Origin of the sequence: Collimonas sp., from assembly GCF_044339385.1 — a bacterium.
Lineage (GTDB): Bacteria > Pseudomonadota > Gammaproteobacteria > Burkholderiales > Burkholderiaceae_D > Collimonas.
The window spans coordinates 1-14,411 of record NZ_JBIIVN010000055.1 but is presented as its reverse complement, the minus strand read 5'-3'; the positions used below and the strand labels follow the sequence as shown (position 1 = coordinate 14,411).

The 14,411-nt window shown below is 56.9% G+C and carries 10 protein-coding genes and 1 pseudogene; 5 read left to right on the top strand and 6 right to left on the bottom strand.

Annotated elements, in window-relative coordinates:
- Positions 1 to 170: 170 nt before the first annotated feature.
- From ACIQ0R_RS05940 to groES, 5 genes are all read right to left on the bottom strand, one after another.
- Positions 171 to 974: a MetQ/NlpA family ABC transporter substrate-binding protein gene (locus tag ACIQ0R_RS05940; RefSeq protein WP_395824881.1), complete on the bottom strand. Its 804-nt coding sequence runs from the start codon at positions 972 to 974 to the stop codon at positions 171 to 173.
- Between the two features lie 47 nt (positions 975 to 1,021).
- Positions 1,022 to 1,675 carry a methionine ABC transporter permease gene (locus tag ACIQ0R_RS05935; protein WP_395824878.1) on the bottom strand — a complete coding sequence of 218 codons (654 nt, stop codon included), beginning with the start codon at positions 1,673 to 1,675 and terminating at the stop codon, positions 1,022 to 1,024.
- Positions 1,665 to 2,714 carry a methionine ABC transporter ATP-binding protein gene (locus ACIQ0R_RS05930; RefSeq protein ID WP_395824875.1) on the bottom strand — a complete coding sequence of 350 codons (1,050 nt, stop codon included), beginning with the start codon at positions 2,712 to 2,714 and terminating at the stop codon, positions 1,665 to 1,667. Before ACIQ0R_RS05930 ends, ACIQ0R_RS05935 begins: the two co-directional genes overlap by 11 nt.
- A gap of 420 nt (positions 2,715 to 3,134) precedes the next feature.
- Entirely contained in the window at positions 3,135 to 4,778 is a 1,644-nt protein-coding gene (gene groL / locus ACIQ0R_RS05925) for a chaperonin GroEL (RefSeq protein ID WP_395824872.1), read from the bottom strand.
- Positions 4,779 to 4,878: 100 nt separating this feature from the next.
- Complete coding sequence (gene groES / locus ACIQ0R_RS05920; protein ID WP_395824869.1) at positions 4,879 to 5,172, bottom strand: co-chaperone GroES; 294 nt, start codon at positions 5,170 to 5,172, stop codon at positions 4,879 to 4,881.
- A gap of 1,134 nt (positions 5,173 to 6,306) precedes the next feature.
- Here groES and ACIQ0R_RS05915 point away from each other — a divergent pair.
- The 5 genes and pseudogenes from ACIQ0R_RS05915 (at position 6,307) to ACIQ0R_RS05895 (ending at position 12,636) form a co-directional block, all read left to right on the top strand.
- The gene (locus ACIQ0R_RS05915) at positions 6,307 to 7,413 is read left to right on the top strand and encodes an efflux transporter outer membrane subunit (RefSeq protein WP_395824887.1); all 1,107 of its coding nucleotides are present in this window, start codon (positions 6,307 to 6,309) and stop codon (positions 7,411 to 7,413) included.
- 62 nt (positions 7,414 to 7,475) lie between these two features.
- Positions 7,476 to 7,952 carry a biotin/lipoyl-binding protein gene (locus tag ACIQ0R_RS05910; RefSeq protein ID WP_395824866.1) on the top strand — a complete coding sequence of 159 codons (477 nt, stop codon included), beginning with the start codon at positions 7,476 to 7,478 and terminating at the stop codon, positions 7,950 to 7,952.
- Complete coding sequence (locus tag ACIQ0R_RS05905) at positions 7,953 to 8,684, top strand: efflux RND transporter periplasmic adaptor subunit (RefSeq protein WP_395824884.1); 732 nt, start codon at positions 7,953 to 7,955, stop codon at positions 8,682 to 8,684.
- A gap of 13 nt (positions 8,685 to 8,697) precedes the next feature.
- A pseudogene (locus tag ACIQ0R_RS05900) lies at positions 8,698 to 11,723 on the top strand (efflux RND transporter permease subunit).
- A gap of 262 nt (positions 11,724 to 11,985) precedes the next feature.
- Positions 11,986 to 12,636 carry a DUF1345 domain-containing protein gene (locus ACIQ0R_RS05895; RefSeq protein ID WP_395824863.1) on the top strand — a complete coding sequence of 217 codons (651 nt, stop codon included), beginning with the start codon at positions 11,986 to 11,988 and terminating at the stop codon, positions 12,634 to 12,636.
- 167 nt (positions 12,637 to 12,803) lie between these two features.
- On the opposite strand, the gene mgtA is transcribed toward ACIQ0R_RS05895, so the two are convergent.
- Positions 12,804 to 14,411: magnesium-translocating P-type ATPase (gene mgtA / locus ACIQ0R_RS05890; RefSeq protein ID WP_395824860.1), on the bottom strand; the 1,608-nt coding region annotated here is incomplete at its 5' end.

The following is a 14,411-nucleotide window of genomic DNA, read 5'->3' as shown; positions in this document are numbered from 1 at the left end:
CCAGCTTGACCAACTCAGGATCGGGCTTGGCCCGTTTGGTGCGTTTTACGTAGGTCATTTTTTCCTCTATGGTGGCAGTGTGCTGCCAAATGACCGTTTACACAAAACTAATTACATCCTCCCCGCGCTGCATTTACTGGCGCGGGCTGTTTGATTTTGGTATCTGCGATTTACCAGGACGGAATCACCGAGCCCTTGAATTGCGTTGCTACATATTGTTTGACTTCCGGGCTATGGTAAGCCTTGAGCAGTTTGGCGACCCAAGGCTTATCCTTGTCTGCGCTACGGATTGCGATCACATTTGCGTAAGGGCCCTTGGCATTCTCGATGGCGATACCATCCTTGGTTGGATCAAGGCCGGCCGATTCCGCATAATTGCCGTTGATAGCCGCCGCATCCAGGTCATCCAGCGAACGCGGTAATTGTGCTGCATCGATTTCAACGATCTTCAGCTTCTTCGGATTGTCCGCGATGTCTAGCGGCGTCGCTTTCAGGCCGGCATCGGCTTTCAGTTTCAACAAGCCCTGCGTCTGCAGCAACAGCAATGCGCGGCCACCGTTGGTTGGATCGTTAGGTATGCCGATGCTGGCACCATTTTTCAGATCCTTCAAGGATTTGACTTTCTTCGAGTACACGCCCATCGGGAAAGTGATGGTGTAGCCGATGTTGGTCAGCTTGTAGCCGCGATCTTTGATTTGCGCCTCCAGGTAAGGCAGATGCTGGTAGCTGTTGGCATCCAGATCGCCTGCAGCCAGTGCGGCGTTGGGCTGCACATAACCGCTGAATTCGACGATCTGGATATTCAGGCCATCCTTGGCAGCGACTTTCTTGACCACTTCCAGGATTTGCGCGTGCGGGCCGCCAGTGGCGCCGATCTTGATCGGTTTGTCCTGCGCCAACACAGGAGCAGTGGCACCCAGGCTGGCCAGCACGCCCAGGCCGGCGAAAAAATTCACTAATTGACGACGATTCATTTTCTACCTTTCAAAAATCATGATGAGTCCGATCTGAACCCAAAAAATCAACGGTGACTCAAGTTGCGTACCAGTACATCACCCAGCGTCTGTACCAACTGCACGAAGACGATCAGAACCAGCGCCACCATCGCCATCACTTCCGGCAGGAAGCGCTGATAGCCGTAGCGGATGCCCAAATCGCCAAGTCCGCCGCCACCGATGGCACCGGCCATCGCCGAATAACCGACCAGGCTCACAAAGGTAATCGTCAGGCCGGCGACGATGCCAGCGAAAGCCTCCGGCACCAATACCTTGTAGACAATTTGCCAGGTGGTAGCGCCCATCGCCTGCGCCGCTTCAATCAGGCCGCGCTCCACCTCACGCAATGCGGTTTCCACCAGTCGCGCAATGAATGGCGCCGAGGCGATCGTCAGCGGCACGATGGCGGCTGCAGTACCGATCGAGGTGCCGACGAAGAAGCGGGTAAATGGAATCACCGCCACCAACAGAATAATGAAAGGCGTCGAGCGTACTGCATTGACGATCAGACCGGCAATCCGATTGAAAATCGGATGCGGCAGGATGCCGTCGCGGCCGGTCAGGTGCAATACGATCCCGAGCGGCACGCCGAACAGGGCGCCGAGAATGCCTGGGATACCAACCATCATCAGGGTTTCGCCGAACGACGAGAAAAATAGATCAAACATTTCAGATGACATGGTTAAGCTCCTCTACAGTGACGCCCTGCGCCGTCAGATAAGCCATCGCGGCCTCGATATTTTCGCGGGTGCCGTTAGCCAGAATCGCCAGCGAGCCAAAAGCCTGGCCCTGTATCTCATCGATCTGGCCATGCAGGATGTTGAAATCCAGATCGAACTTGTGCACCGCTTTCGACAACAATGGCTGGTCAACGCCTGAGCCGGTAAACGCAAAGCGGAACAGATGATCCGTGCCGCTGCCGGCGTCGCTCTGCGCCAGCCGCGCACGCAAGCGCTGCAGCACCCCTTGCGGTAGTTCCTGGGCAATCACATCGCCAATCAGCGCGCGCGTTACTTCATGCTTGGGCGCGCGGAACAGTTCCAGCACTTCTCCTTGCTCGATGACTTCGCCGCTTTCCATGACCGCCATGCGGTCGCAGATCATCTTGATCACTTCCATCTGATGGGTGATCAGGACGATGGTCAGGCCCAGCTCGCGATTGATCTTGCGCAGCAGTTCCAGAATCGAACGTGTCGTTTCCGGATCCAGGGCCGAAGTAGCCTCGTCGGACAGCAAGACTTTCGGGTCGTTGGCCAGCGCCCGGGCAATACCGACACGTTGTTTCTGGCCGCCGCTGATTTGCGCCGGATAGCTATCCTTCAGCGCGCTCAGGCCGACCAGTTCCAGCAATGGCGTGACTTTTTCTGCGATGGCGTTTTTCGACATGCCGGCCAGTTCCAGCGGCAACGCGATATTGTCGTAGACAGTGCGCGACGACAACAGGTTAAAGTGCTGGAAAATCATGCCGATTTCGCGCCGCGCCGCACGCAATTGCTCGGCGTTCAACGCTGTCATGTCCTTGCCGTCGACGATGATATTGCCGGAAGTAGGGCGGTTCAACAGGTTGAGGCTGCGCACCAGCGTACTCTTGCCAGCACCGCTACGGCCGATGATGCCGAAGATCTCGCCCTTGCGTATCGTCAGGTTGACGTTGCGGACCGCATCTACCGGACCGCGTGCGCCATTGAAGCGTTGGGTAACTGCTTTGATTTCTATCATTTCAGAATGAAAAAAGGCAGCTGATTGCATAAATTTCAACAATCTCGCCGCCGTTATGGTTTTTTTGCAGGTGCTTATTCTATAAGCCTTTGTTGTGCATGGGAAGGAATATTTGGACATGCTTTTATTACCTTTTTGCATATCAAATTACGTATCTGTTTTTAATCACAATTTGAGATTCACGTATCCACGTATTCACGTACGCAAGAATTAAACAGGGGCAGGGCATTAAGTGTTGCGGAGGCGTTGCCCGATCGCCAAAAATTCGACGCTGACCCTATTGAATGTTTCACCGATTGGCTCGACTGCGGAGACTTCTGGTTGCAGCGTAAAAAAGCCTGCGATGGTTATCCATCGCAGGCTTTTCGAAGCATGACAACAAATGCTTTGTCAGGACCGGAAGCTTCCGGTCCATGAACATTACATCATGCCGTCCATGCCGCCCATACCACCCATGCCGCCTGGCATGCCGCCAGTCGACTTGTCTTCTGGTAGTTCAGCGATCATCGCATCGGTAGTCAGGATCAGACCGGCAACCGAAGCGGCGTTTTGCAATGCCGAACGGGTAACCTTGGCTGGATCCAGAACGCCCAGTTCAACCAGGTCGCCGTAGGTGCCGTTGGCAGCGTTGTAACCGTAGTTACCCTTGCCAGCCAAGACTGCGTTGATCACAACCGATGGCTCGTCGCCAGCGTTGAATACGATTTGACGCAGAGGCTCTTCGATCGCGCGCAGCACGATCTTGATACCGGCTTCCTGGTCGGCGTTGTCGCCTTTCAGATCCTTGACGTTAGCACGTGCGCGCAGGAATGCTACGCCGCCGCCGGGCACAACGCCTTCTTCCACTGCTGCACGGGTAGCGTGCAGAGCGTCTTCAACGCGTGCTTTCTTTTCTTTCATTTCAACTTCAGTTGCAGCACCAACGCGGATCAGCGCAACGCCGCCGGCCAGCTTGGCAACGCGTTCTTGCAGTTTTTCACGGTCGTAGTCCGAAGTTGCTTCTTCGATCTGCGCACGGATTTGCTTGACGCGTGCTTCGATAGTGATGGCTTCGCCAGCACCGTCGATGATGGTGGTGTTTTCCTTGCTGATTTCGATACGCTTGGCTTGGCCCAGTTCAGCCAGAGTGGCTTTTTCCAGAGTCAGGCCGACTTCTTCAGCGATCACTTGGCCGCCGGTCAGAATAGCGATGTCTTCCAGCATGGCTTTACGACGGTCGCCAAAGCCTGGAGCCTTGACCGCTGCGGTCTTCAGGATGCCGCGGATGTTGTTGACAACCAGAGTAGCCAGTGCTTCGCCTTCGACGTCTTCTGCAATGATCAGCAGTGGACGGCCGGCCTTGGCGACTTGTTCCAGGATGGGCAGCAGGTCACGGATGTTCGATACTTTCTTGTCGAACAACAGGACGAACGGGTTTTCCAGAGCAACAACTTGCTTTTCCTGGTTGTTGATGAAGTATGGCGACAGATAGCCACGGTCGAATTGCATACCTTCGACGATGTCCAGTTCGTTTTCCAACGACTTGCCATCTTCAACAGTGATCACGCCTTCCTTGCCGACCTTATCCATTGCCTTGGCAATGATTTCACCGATATCGGTGTCGGAGTTAGCGGAGATCGAACCAACCTGGGCGATTTCCTTGCTAGTGGTGGTTGGCTTCGACAGCGTCTTGATTTCAGAAACGATGGCGACAACAGCTTTGTCGATACCGCGCTTCAGATCGGTTGGGTTGAAACCGGCGGCAACGTACTTGAAGCCTTCGCGAACGATAGCTTGCGCCAGCACGGTAGCGGTAGTAGTACCGTCACCGGTGTTGTCGGAAGTCTTGGAAGCGACTTCTTTCACCAGCTGCGCGCCCATGTTCTCCAGCTTGTCTTTCAGTTCGATTTCCTTAGCAACCGAAACCCCGTCCTTGGTCACGGTTGGCGCGCCGAAGCTACGCTCCAGAACCACGTTACGGCCCTTAGGACCCAGGGTTACCTTGACTGCGTTAGTCAGGATGTTGACGCCGTTGACGATCTTGGCGCGTGCATCATCACCGAAAATTACTTGTTTTGCTGCCATGTTTTATTCTCCTGAATACGTTGAATTCAATTGTGTAGTGTACGGAGCTGATCGGAAGCGCTGGGCGCCGGCCAATCAGAGAATTCCGGTTTGACCGGAATTACTTGCCTTCGACTACGGCAAACAGGTCTTCTTCGCGCATCACCAGCAGCTCATTGCCGTCGATCTTGACAGCCTGGCCCGAGTACTTGCCGAACAGAACGCGATCACCAACCTTGACGGCCAGAGCACGGATATTGCCGTTTTCCAGAATCTTGCCGTTACCTACGGCCAGAACTTCACCTTGATCTGGTTTTTCGGCAGCCGCTTCCGGCAGCACGATACCCGATGCAGTTTTAGTTTCTTGGTCGAGACGCTTGACGATGACGCGGTCGTGCAAAGGACGAAGATTCATATGTGACTCCTTTAGATTCAACAGGTTATTTGTATTTGCGGCAACATCGCAGCAAAGCACCACTGTCTTGCTTTGCTATATATATGCGCCGCACAGTCGCTAGTAAGTTCGAGGAGATTGTTAGCACTCTCTCCTGACGAGTGCTAAGTATAGGGACGCTCTGTCGATTTTTCAAGCCGACATGCAAAACTAATTTAGCGCCGCTTGCCATCAGCGTTGATCAGACATTGAAATTGACGCCAGCGCAGACGCCCAATAGCTTGCCGGCAGTGCTCACGCCGATACCTCGGTTATTGTTGCCGCTACTGCTCTCGGCGGTGGCATCCGTTGCTCAATGCCCAATCCCCAATGCCCTCCCAATCTCCTCCACTTATCAAGCGTCGTGGCGAGCCTTTTTGCTTCTCTTTTTTTGTCGGCCTGGCGCAGCCACGTGGTGACTAAAAAGCGATGGAGCAAGTTATGATTCCCGTGTGGGAAGTTTTATATTTCTGGCGCAGCACTATTGTTAAAAGATAAATTTTCGTCATTTTTTAGCCTAAATCAGCTGCCGTCGTCTGCTGGCATTCCACCCCCGTTTTTTGTCAATTTATCCCACGCATGCTACAGGCCGTCGCAATTTCATGCCAAACGGCAATTTCTCGCATTACAGTGGCGACACGCACTTTAGCCGGCAATGATCGGCAGAGTGGGCGGCGGTGGGACAGGGGTTGGCAGGGTAAGTCATATACGGTCAAGAGCAACAGAAAATAGCGAATGGTAAATAGTAAATAAGGAAGCCGATTTGGGCGCTACAAAAAATCTAAATAATGAAGGGAGAAAGATGCGTGTACTGAAGATTCTCGGCAGCGTACCCCTGCTGTGCGCGATTGCCGGTTGTGTCGTTGGGCCCACCTATGAGGTACCCACGCCGGCAATCTCATCGAAAGCTGTGTTGCCAGAGTTCCAGAGCAACTTGCCGACACCTGCGGCAACCGATGCCGGCATGAGCGACCTGACGCGTTGGTGGTCGCAATTTGACGATCCTCTGGTGGCGGAGTTGGTAGCCGCCGTCGAGGCTAGTAATCCAACGCTGGCGCAGGCCTTGGCGCGCATTGCGCAAGCGCGCGCCAAGGCCGCTGCTGCCGGCAGCACTGTATATCCGACGCTGGCAGCGAATGCCAGCAGCGTAGCAGATCGTTCAGCGGTGAAGCCGCGTTTGTCGCCACCAGCAACAGCGCCACGTTCGACGCCAGTTGGGAACTCGATCTGTTCGGCGGCAAACGCAAAGCGATTGATGCCGCCGATGCGCGCCTGGTTGCCAGCAATGCCGCCTGGTACGGCACCCGGGTGTCGCTGGCGGCAGAGGTTGGCAGCACGCTGGTCAACTACCGCACTTGCGAAGCCAGCGCAGCGATGCTGGCACAAGATCTGACCTCGCGTGAGCAAACCGCACAACTGACCGCGCTCAAGATCAAGGCCGGGTTTACCGCACCGGCCGATGGCGCGCTGATCAACGCCTCGACCGCAGATGCCCGGCAAAAGCTGATCGTGCAACGCGCCGAATGCGATCTTCACGTCAAGGCGCTGGTGGCCCTGACCGATATCCCGGAACCGGCTTTGCGTGTCAGGCTCGGCGTCAGTAATCGCTTGCCGCAGCCGCGCAGCATCGGTGTCGACGGCATCCCGGCGCAGGCCATCTCGCAGCGTCCCGATATCGCCGTCGCTGAGCGCACTCTGGCTGCTGCCAGCGCCGAGATCAATGTGGCGCAGGCCGACCGTTATCCGAAGATTTCATTGATCGGCAGCATCGGCGTCGGCGGCTTGCGCTACGACGGCCAGAATAGCCGTTCCAACACCTGGTCGTTCGGTCCCTCTGTCAGCCTGCCGCTATTGGATGGCGGCCGCCGCCGAGCCGCGGTCGATCTGGCGCAGGCGCGCTATGACGAAGCATATGCCGCTTACCAGTTACAGGTGCGCGGCGCGGTGCGAGAAATCGAAGAGGCGCTGGCGCACCTGGATGCGGCGGCGCGACGCGAAGCCGATGCCGCTGAGGCGTCCCGTAATTATGAAAGCCACTATCGCGCCAACGACGACAAATTCAAGGCCGGCAGCGGCAGCCTGTTTGAACTGGAAGATGCTCGCCGTACTTTCCTGGCGGCCCAGCAAACGGTGATCAGCGTGCAGCGCGATCACGTCAATGCCTGGATCGCATTGTACAAAGCATTGGGGGAGGTTGGCAGCAAGACGCCAGTCTATCTGTAGTGCCTGTCGCGACATCTCCATCCGTTCGTTCGTAATACCAGACAAGCAAAAAGACTATTTTTATGAAAAAGCCATCTAAAAAACAGGCAGCATCGGTCGGGGCCATCGTTGTATTGGGGGCGATCGGGGTGTGGGCCGTCACCGCGAATCACGCCAAGACAACAGACAAGAATATCGGCAGTGCCGATGCTAAACCGAAGGCGTCGCTGACCGTCACCACCACCACGCCGCAAAGCACGGACTGGCCGATATCGTTTACCGCCAACGGCAGCATCGCGGCCTGGCAAGAGGCAATCGTCGGCAGCGAACTGGGCGGGATCCGGTTAGCGGAAGTGCGCGTCAATGTCGGCGATGTCGTCAAGCGCGGCCAGGTGCTGGCGCGCTTCACTGACGAAAGCGTCGCCGCGCAAGTGGCGCAACAGAAAGCCGCGGTCGAGGAGGCGCGCGCCGCCTTGGCAGAGGCGCAATCGAACGCCGAGCGTGCGCGGACATTAGCCAACAGCGGCGCGTTAAGCGCGCAGCAGAGCGCACAATATTAGATTGCCGAACGCAGCACCAAGGCACGTTTGATGTCGGCCCAGGCCAGTCTGGATATGCAGCAGATCCGCTTGCGTCAGACCCAGGTGGTCGCGCCCGACGACGGCGTGATTTCTTCGCGCACTGCAACCGTGGGTGCGGTGGCGTCGCAAGGGCAGGAGCTGTTTCGGTTGATTCGCCAGAATCGCCTGGAGTGGCGCGCTGAAGTGAATGCCGCCGATCTGCAGCAGATCAAGCCCGGGCAGGCAGTTAAATTGCATGTCACCAACGGTGTCACGGTGGCGGGCAAGGTTCGCATGATCGCGCCGACAGCCGATCCGCTGACCCGTAACGCGCTGGTCTATGCCGATCTGCCAGCGCCAGGCAACGCCCATGCCGGCATGTTTGGCACCGGCGAATTCTTGCTGGGACACGCTGAGGCATTGACTCTGCCGCAGAGCGCGGTGGTGATGCGTGACGGTTTCAGCTACGTGTATCAGCTTGGCAAGGACGATAAAGTCACGCAAACCAAAATTACCCTGGGCCGCCGTATCGGTGGCCGCATTGAAGTGACCAACGGTGCCAGCCGCATCACCAAGGATATGACGCTGGTCGCGCAGGGGGCCGGATTCCTGGCCGATGGTGATACCGTAAGCGTCGCGCCTGCCGCAGCGGCGAAACCGGAAACCGCGCCCGCAGCCCAACCGGCAGCCAAGCCAGCCGTGGCCAGCGCCGCGCCGCTGGTGATGAAGTAAGCGAGAGGCCGCCATGAATTTTTCCGCTCTTTCGATCAAGCATCCGGTCCCGGCCATTCTGCTGTTCGTCATGCTCACCGTCTTGGGCCTGAAGAGTTTCAAAAGCATGAAAGTGCAGGACGCTCCCGATATCGAATTTCCGTTCATTACGGTGACCACCAGCTTGCCCGGGGCCTCACCGTCGCAACTCGAAACCGAGGTTGCTCGCAAGATTGAAAATTCGGTCGCCAGCATTACCGATATCCGCCACATTTGCACCACCATCAATGATGGTGTGGTCGATACCACCATCGAATTCCGCCTGGAGAAGGATTTGCAGGAGGCGATGGACGATGTGCACGACGCCGTCAACCGCATCCGCAGCGATTTACCGGTGGATGTGCGCGATCCGGTGTATTCCAAGGCCACCACTTCTGGCCAGCCAATCCTCACCTATACGGTCAAGTCGGATCAACTCGATGAAGAAGCATTGTCCTGGTTTGTCGACAATACGGTTTCTAAGTCCTTGTTGTCGGTTCCTGGGGTTGGCCGGATATCGCGTATTGGCGGCGTCAACCGCGAGGTATTGGTAGAGCTCGATCCGGTGCGGATGGCGGCGCTGAATGTTTCGGCAGCGGATATTTCGCGCCAGTTGCAGCGCGTGCAGCAGGAGTCGCCGGGCGGCAAGGCCGATATCAGCGGTGCGCGCCAGTCGGTGCGCACCATCGGCACCGTCGGCAACGTGGCTGAAGTCGCGGCATTGCAAATGGCCTTGCCGGATGGTCACATCATTCGTCTCGATCAGGTCGCCAAGGTGTCCGACGGCATCGGCGAACGCACGGCGATTACGCTACTTGACGGCAAGCCGGTAGTCGGTTTTGACATCACGCGCAGCAAGGGGGTCAGCGAACTCACGGTGGCCCAGGCAGTGCGCAAAGCGATTGGCGAACTGACTCAAAAAGAGAAGCATGTAAAGATCGAGGAGGCGTTCAACGACGTTGACGCGGTGCAGGAGAATTACCAAGGTTCGATGTCGCTATTGTACGAGGGGGGGCACTGCTGGCGGTGCTGGTAGTCTGGGTGTTCCTGCGCGACTGGCGCGCCACGCTGGTGGCCGCTGCGGCGCTGCCGTTATCCATCATCCCGACCTTCCTGGTGATGGATTTCCTCGGCTTCTCGCTTAACGGTGTCACCTTGCTGTCGCTGGCGCTGGTGATCGGAATACTGGTTGACGATGCGATTGTCGAAATCGAGAACATCGTGCGCCATCTGCGCATGGGAAAAAGCGCCTATCAAGCCGCGCTGGAAGCCGCCGATGAAATTGGCTTGGCGGTAGTTGCCACCACTTTCACGCTGGTCGCAGTGTTTCTGCCGACGGCATTCATGAGTGGCATCGTCGGCAAATACTTCAAGCAGTTTGGCTGGACCGCCGCCATCGCCGTGACGGCATCGCTGGTGGTTGCGCGGTTACTGACGCCGATGATGGCAGCTTATCTGCTGAAGCCAATTGTTCATGCAAAAAAAGACAGCCGCCTGATGCATGGTTATCTGGCGATTGCGTCCTGGTGCTTGCATCATCGGGTGAAAACGATGGCGATGGCGGCCGTCTTTTTTGCCGCTTCGCTGGCCATGATTCCATTCCTGTCTACCGGCTTTATCCCGCCGGGTGACCGCGGCCAGACGCAGGTTTCGCTGGAACTGCCGCCAGGCAGCGTGCTGGCCGACACCGAGGCAAGCGCCGAGCAGGCACGGCGTCTGATCATGCAAAACAAAGACGTTGAACACGTCTACAGCGCCATCGGTGGCGACGAAGCGCGGCGTTCTAAATTGACTGTCCTGCTGAAAGACCGGCCGCAGCGCAAACGTAGCCAGACCGAGGTGGATACCGCATTACGCGAAGCGCTCAGCCAATTGCCCGGGGTGCGGGTGACGGTGGGCGCCGGCGGCAATGGCGAAGAATTGCAGCTGCTGCTGTCCGGTGACAATCCGCAAGCACTGACCGCAGTGACGCAAGCCGTGGAGCGTGAGATTCGCACGATTCCGGGCCTGGGCAACATCATCTCCAGCATTAGTCTGGTGCGGCCGGAAATCATTGTGACGCCGAATTTCGCTAAAGCTGCTGATCTTGGCGTGACGGCCTCTGCCATCGGTGAAACCCTGCGGGTGGCAACTGCCGGCGATTACAATCAATCGTTGGCCAAGCTTAATCTGCCGGAACGTCAGATACCGATCAGGGTGCGCCTGCTGGAAACGGCACGCCAGGACATCAGCGTGCTGGAACGTCTGTCGGTGCCAGGCAAGAAGGGTAATGTGCCGTTGAACTCCGTGGCCGATATCCGCTTCGACAGTGGCCCGGCGCGTATCGACCGCATTGACTGCAACCGCCGCGTCATCATCCACGTCGAACTGAACGGCCATGAACTGGGCGAGGTGCTAGCCAAGGTCAACCAGTTGCCAAACCTGAAAAACCTGCCGCCGAACGTCAAGCGCGGCGCGCTGGGCGATGCCGAGGTGATGAAGGAACTATTCTCAGGTTTCGGCCTGGCGATGCTGACCGGCGTGCTGTGCGTCTACATGGTGCTGGTGTTGCTGTTCAAGGGCTTCCTGCAACCGGTGACGATTCTGGCAGCGCTGCCGTTGTCGATCGGCAGGGCTTTCGCAGCGCTGTTGATCACCCGCAATTCGTTTTCGATGCCATCGCTGATCGGCTTGCTAATGCTGATGGGGATTGCGGTCAAGAATTCGATTCTGTTGGTTGAATACGCCATCGTCGCCCGCCGCGATCACGGCCTGAACCGCTTCGAAGCCTTGATGGACGCCTGCCACAAGCGCGCCCAGCCGATTGCGATTGGCTGGGGAGCAGACAGCAGTTTCCGCGGGCCGATGGCGATTGCTGTGATAGGCGGGCTGGTGACTTCGACTTTCCTGAGCTTGCTGGTGATTCCGGTGGTGTTCACGTGTGTGGACGACTTGCTGGTATGGACATCGAATAAGTTCAAGAAGAAGCATGTTGCGGCGGCGCATCCCGTTGCGGCCGAGTTGAAGCCATCCGAGGCATAAGTGTGCTGTGCTGTCATGCCGTTCGGTGAAAATCGAACGGCATTTTTATTGGCAAGCAGCAGGGTGGGGTAACCGCCACGCGGAATGCGGCATATGCGATACGTCCGACGCATCCGATATTTTTATCGCCTGCAACGTCATGGCATCGTGCAACACGAAATGCCATAGTTGTCATATGCTAGCGCATGGAAAACCCGCATAACGGCTTTTCTGCGGCCGCGCCCGGCAATCGGTATCGCAGTCAACCAAGGACACCCTAACCATGCGCATAAGTCGTCTTGTGTTTCATACTCATCCGCGTCTGATGATTGGGCTGCTGATGGGCTTGGCAGCTTGGCTCATTTTCCCGATAGGCTCCCATCTGACCCGCGCGCTGATCGGCTGGAATGCCGGCGTATGGTCCTACCTGGTCATGCTGTGGTGGATGATGAGCCGCGCCAATTGCACGCAGGTCAAATTGCGTGCCGCCGTGGAGGATGAGAACGACACCACGATCCTGATCCTGATCTGCATCGCTGCGGTCTCCAGCATCGGCGCTGTGGTGCTCGGATTAACGCAGGCAAAAGACTTCTTGCCGGGGTCAAAAGAGCTGCGTTATTTGTTCACCGGGATGACGGTGCTGGGTTCCTGGTTCTTGCTCGGCACCATCTTCGCGCTGCACTATGCGCGGCTGTTCTATGCCTGCACAATCGATAAGTTGCCGCTGCGTTTTCCTGACGACGAGAAGAATCCCGATTACTGGGATTTTTTGTATTTCTCTTTCACCATGGCTGTCGCGGTACAGACCTCCGATGTCAGCATCATGACGCGGCCGATGCGCAAGATCGTGCTGATGCAATCGGTACTGACCTTTCTTTTCAATTCCGCGATTCTGGGTTTGTTGATCAATATCGCTGCCGGTCTTGTCGCTTAAAGATTGTTCTGCCGGCCGGTAGTCGTAAAAAAAGCCAATCGATGACGATTGGCTTTTTTATTACGCTGGCGGAAGCCTCGATTCGGAGATGCGCTCCCGTTGTATCGCTAGCGCGGCTGGGTTACTGCCAGTGCCAGTGCCAGTGCCGGTGCCGGTGCCAGTGCCAGTTATTGCCAGCCATAGCGGCGGGCATACCAGCCCTTCATGGTTTGCGTCAGCACTGCATACGCCATCAGGATCAGTAGCAGCCACGGGAAGTACGTCAGCGGCAGCGCCTGTAACTTGAAGTAATGCGCCAGCGGCGACATCGGCAGCAGGATACCGACCAGCATGATGATGATGGTCATGCTCAGCAAGGCCCACGACGCACGGCTCTGGAAGAATGGAATCTTGCGGGTACGGATCATGTGCACGATCAGGGTTTGCGACAGCAAGCCTTCGATGAACCAGCCGGACTGGAACAGGGTTTGATGTTCCGGTGTATTGGCGCCAAAGACATACCACATCAGGGCAAAGGTAGTGATGTCGAAAATCGAGCTGATCGGGCCGAAGAACACCATGAAGCGGCCGATTTCGCTGGCGTTCCAGCGCTGCGGCTTTTCCAGGAATTCCTTGTCGACGTTATCGAAAGGGATAGTGATCTGCGAGATATCGTACAGCAGATTCTGCACCAGCAGATGCAACGGCAGCATCGGCAAGAACGGCAGGAAGGCGCTGGCCACCAGCACCGAGAACACGTTGCCGAAGTTGGAGCTGGCGGTCATCTTGATGTACTTCAGCATGTTGGCGAAGGTCTTGCGGCCTTCCAGCACGCCTTCTTCCAGCACCATCAGGCTTTTTTCCAGCAAGATGATATCGGCGGCTTCCTTGGCGATATCGACTGCGGTATCGACTGAGATGCCGATGTCGGCAGCGCGCAGCGCCGGCGCATCGTTGATGCCGTCGCCCATGAAGCCCACGACGTGGCCTTTGTCGTGCAGCACCCGCACGATACGCTCTTTGTGGGTTGGACTGAGCTTGGCGAACACGGTGGCGGTGGCGACTGCCACCGCGAGGTCAGCGTCGCTCATTTTTTCGACATCGTTACCGAGCAACATACCGTCTACCGCCAGGCCGACCTGGCGACAGATCTTGGCCGTTACCAGCTCGTTGTCGCCGGTCAGAATCTTGACGGTGATGCCGTGTTGCTTCAGTGCGTCCAGCGCCGGTTTGGTGGACTCCTTCGGTGGATCAAGAAAGGCGATATAGCCGATCAGCACCAGATCGCTTTCATCGGCGACGCCATAGACTTCCTTGGTCGGCGGCAGATCCTTGGCCGCCACTGCCACCACGCGCAAGCCTTCGGCATTCAGGCTGGATGTGGTTTCGTAGATTTCTTGCAGCAGTTCCTTGGTAAACGGCACCACCTCGCCATTTTGGCGGGCGTGGGTACAAACCGAAACGATTTCCTCAACCGCACCTTTGCAGATCAGTTCATGATGGTCTTCGCGTTCGCTGACTACCACCGACATGCGGCGGCGCTGGAAGTCGAACGGGATTTCATCGACCTTGCGATAAGCCGAAGCCAGCGCCATTTCGCGTTGCAATTCAGCGTGTTCCAGCACGGCGACATCGAGCAGGTTTTTCAGGCCGGTTTGGTAATGGCTGTTGAGGTAAGCGTATTCCAGCACCAGATCGTCCTGCTCACCGAGGATGTTGGTGTGGCGCTCCAGGAAAATCTTGTCCTGGGTCAGGGTACCGGTCTTGTCGGTACACAGCACGTCCATTGCGCCGAA

Coding starts and splice junctions, on each gene's coding strand:
- ACIQ0R_RS05895 (WP_395824863.1), top strand. CDS start 11,986: ATGCGCATAAGTCGTCTTGTGTTTCATACTCATCCGCGTCTGATGATT.
- ACIQ0R_RS05940 (WP_395824881.1), bottom strand. CDS start 974: ATGAATCGTCGTCAATTAGTGAATTTTTTCGCCGGCCTGGGCGTGCTG.
- ACIQ0R_RS05935 (WP_395824878.1), bottom strand. CDS start 1,675: ATGTCATCTGAAATGTTTGATCTATTTTTCTCGTCGTTCGGCGAAACC.
- groES (WP_395824869.1), bottom strand. CDS start 5,172: ATGAATCTTCGTCCTTTGCACGACCGCGTCATCGTCAAGCGTCTCGAC.
- ACIQ0R_RS05910 (WP_395824866.1), top strand. CDS start 7,476: ATGAAAAAGCCATCTAAAAAACAGGCAGCATCGGTCGGGGCCATCGTT.
- groL (WP_395824872.1), bottom strand. CDS start 4,778: ATGGCAGCAAAACAAGTAATTTTCGGTGATGATGCACGCGCCAAGATC.
- ACIQ0R_RS05930 (WP_395824875.1), bottom strand. CDS start 2,714: ATGATAGAAATCAAAGCAGTTACCCAACGCTTCAATGGCGCACGCGGT.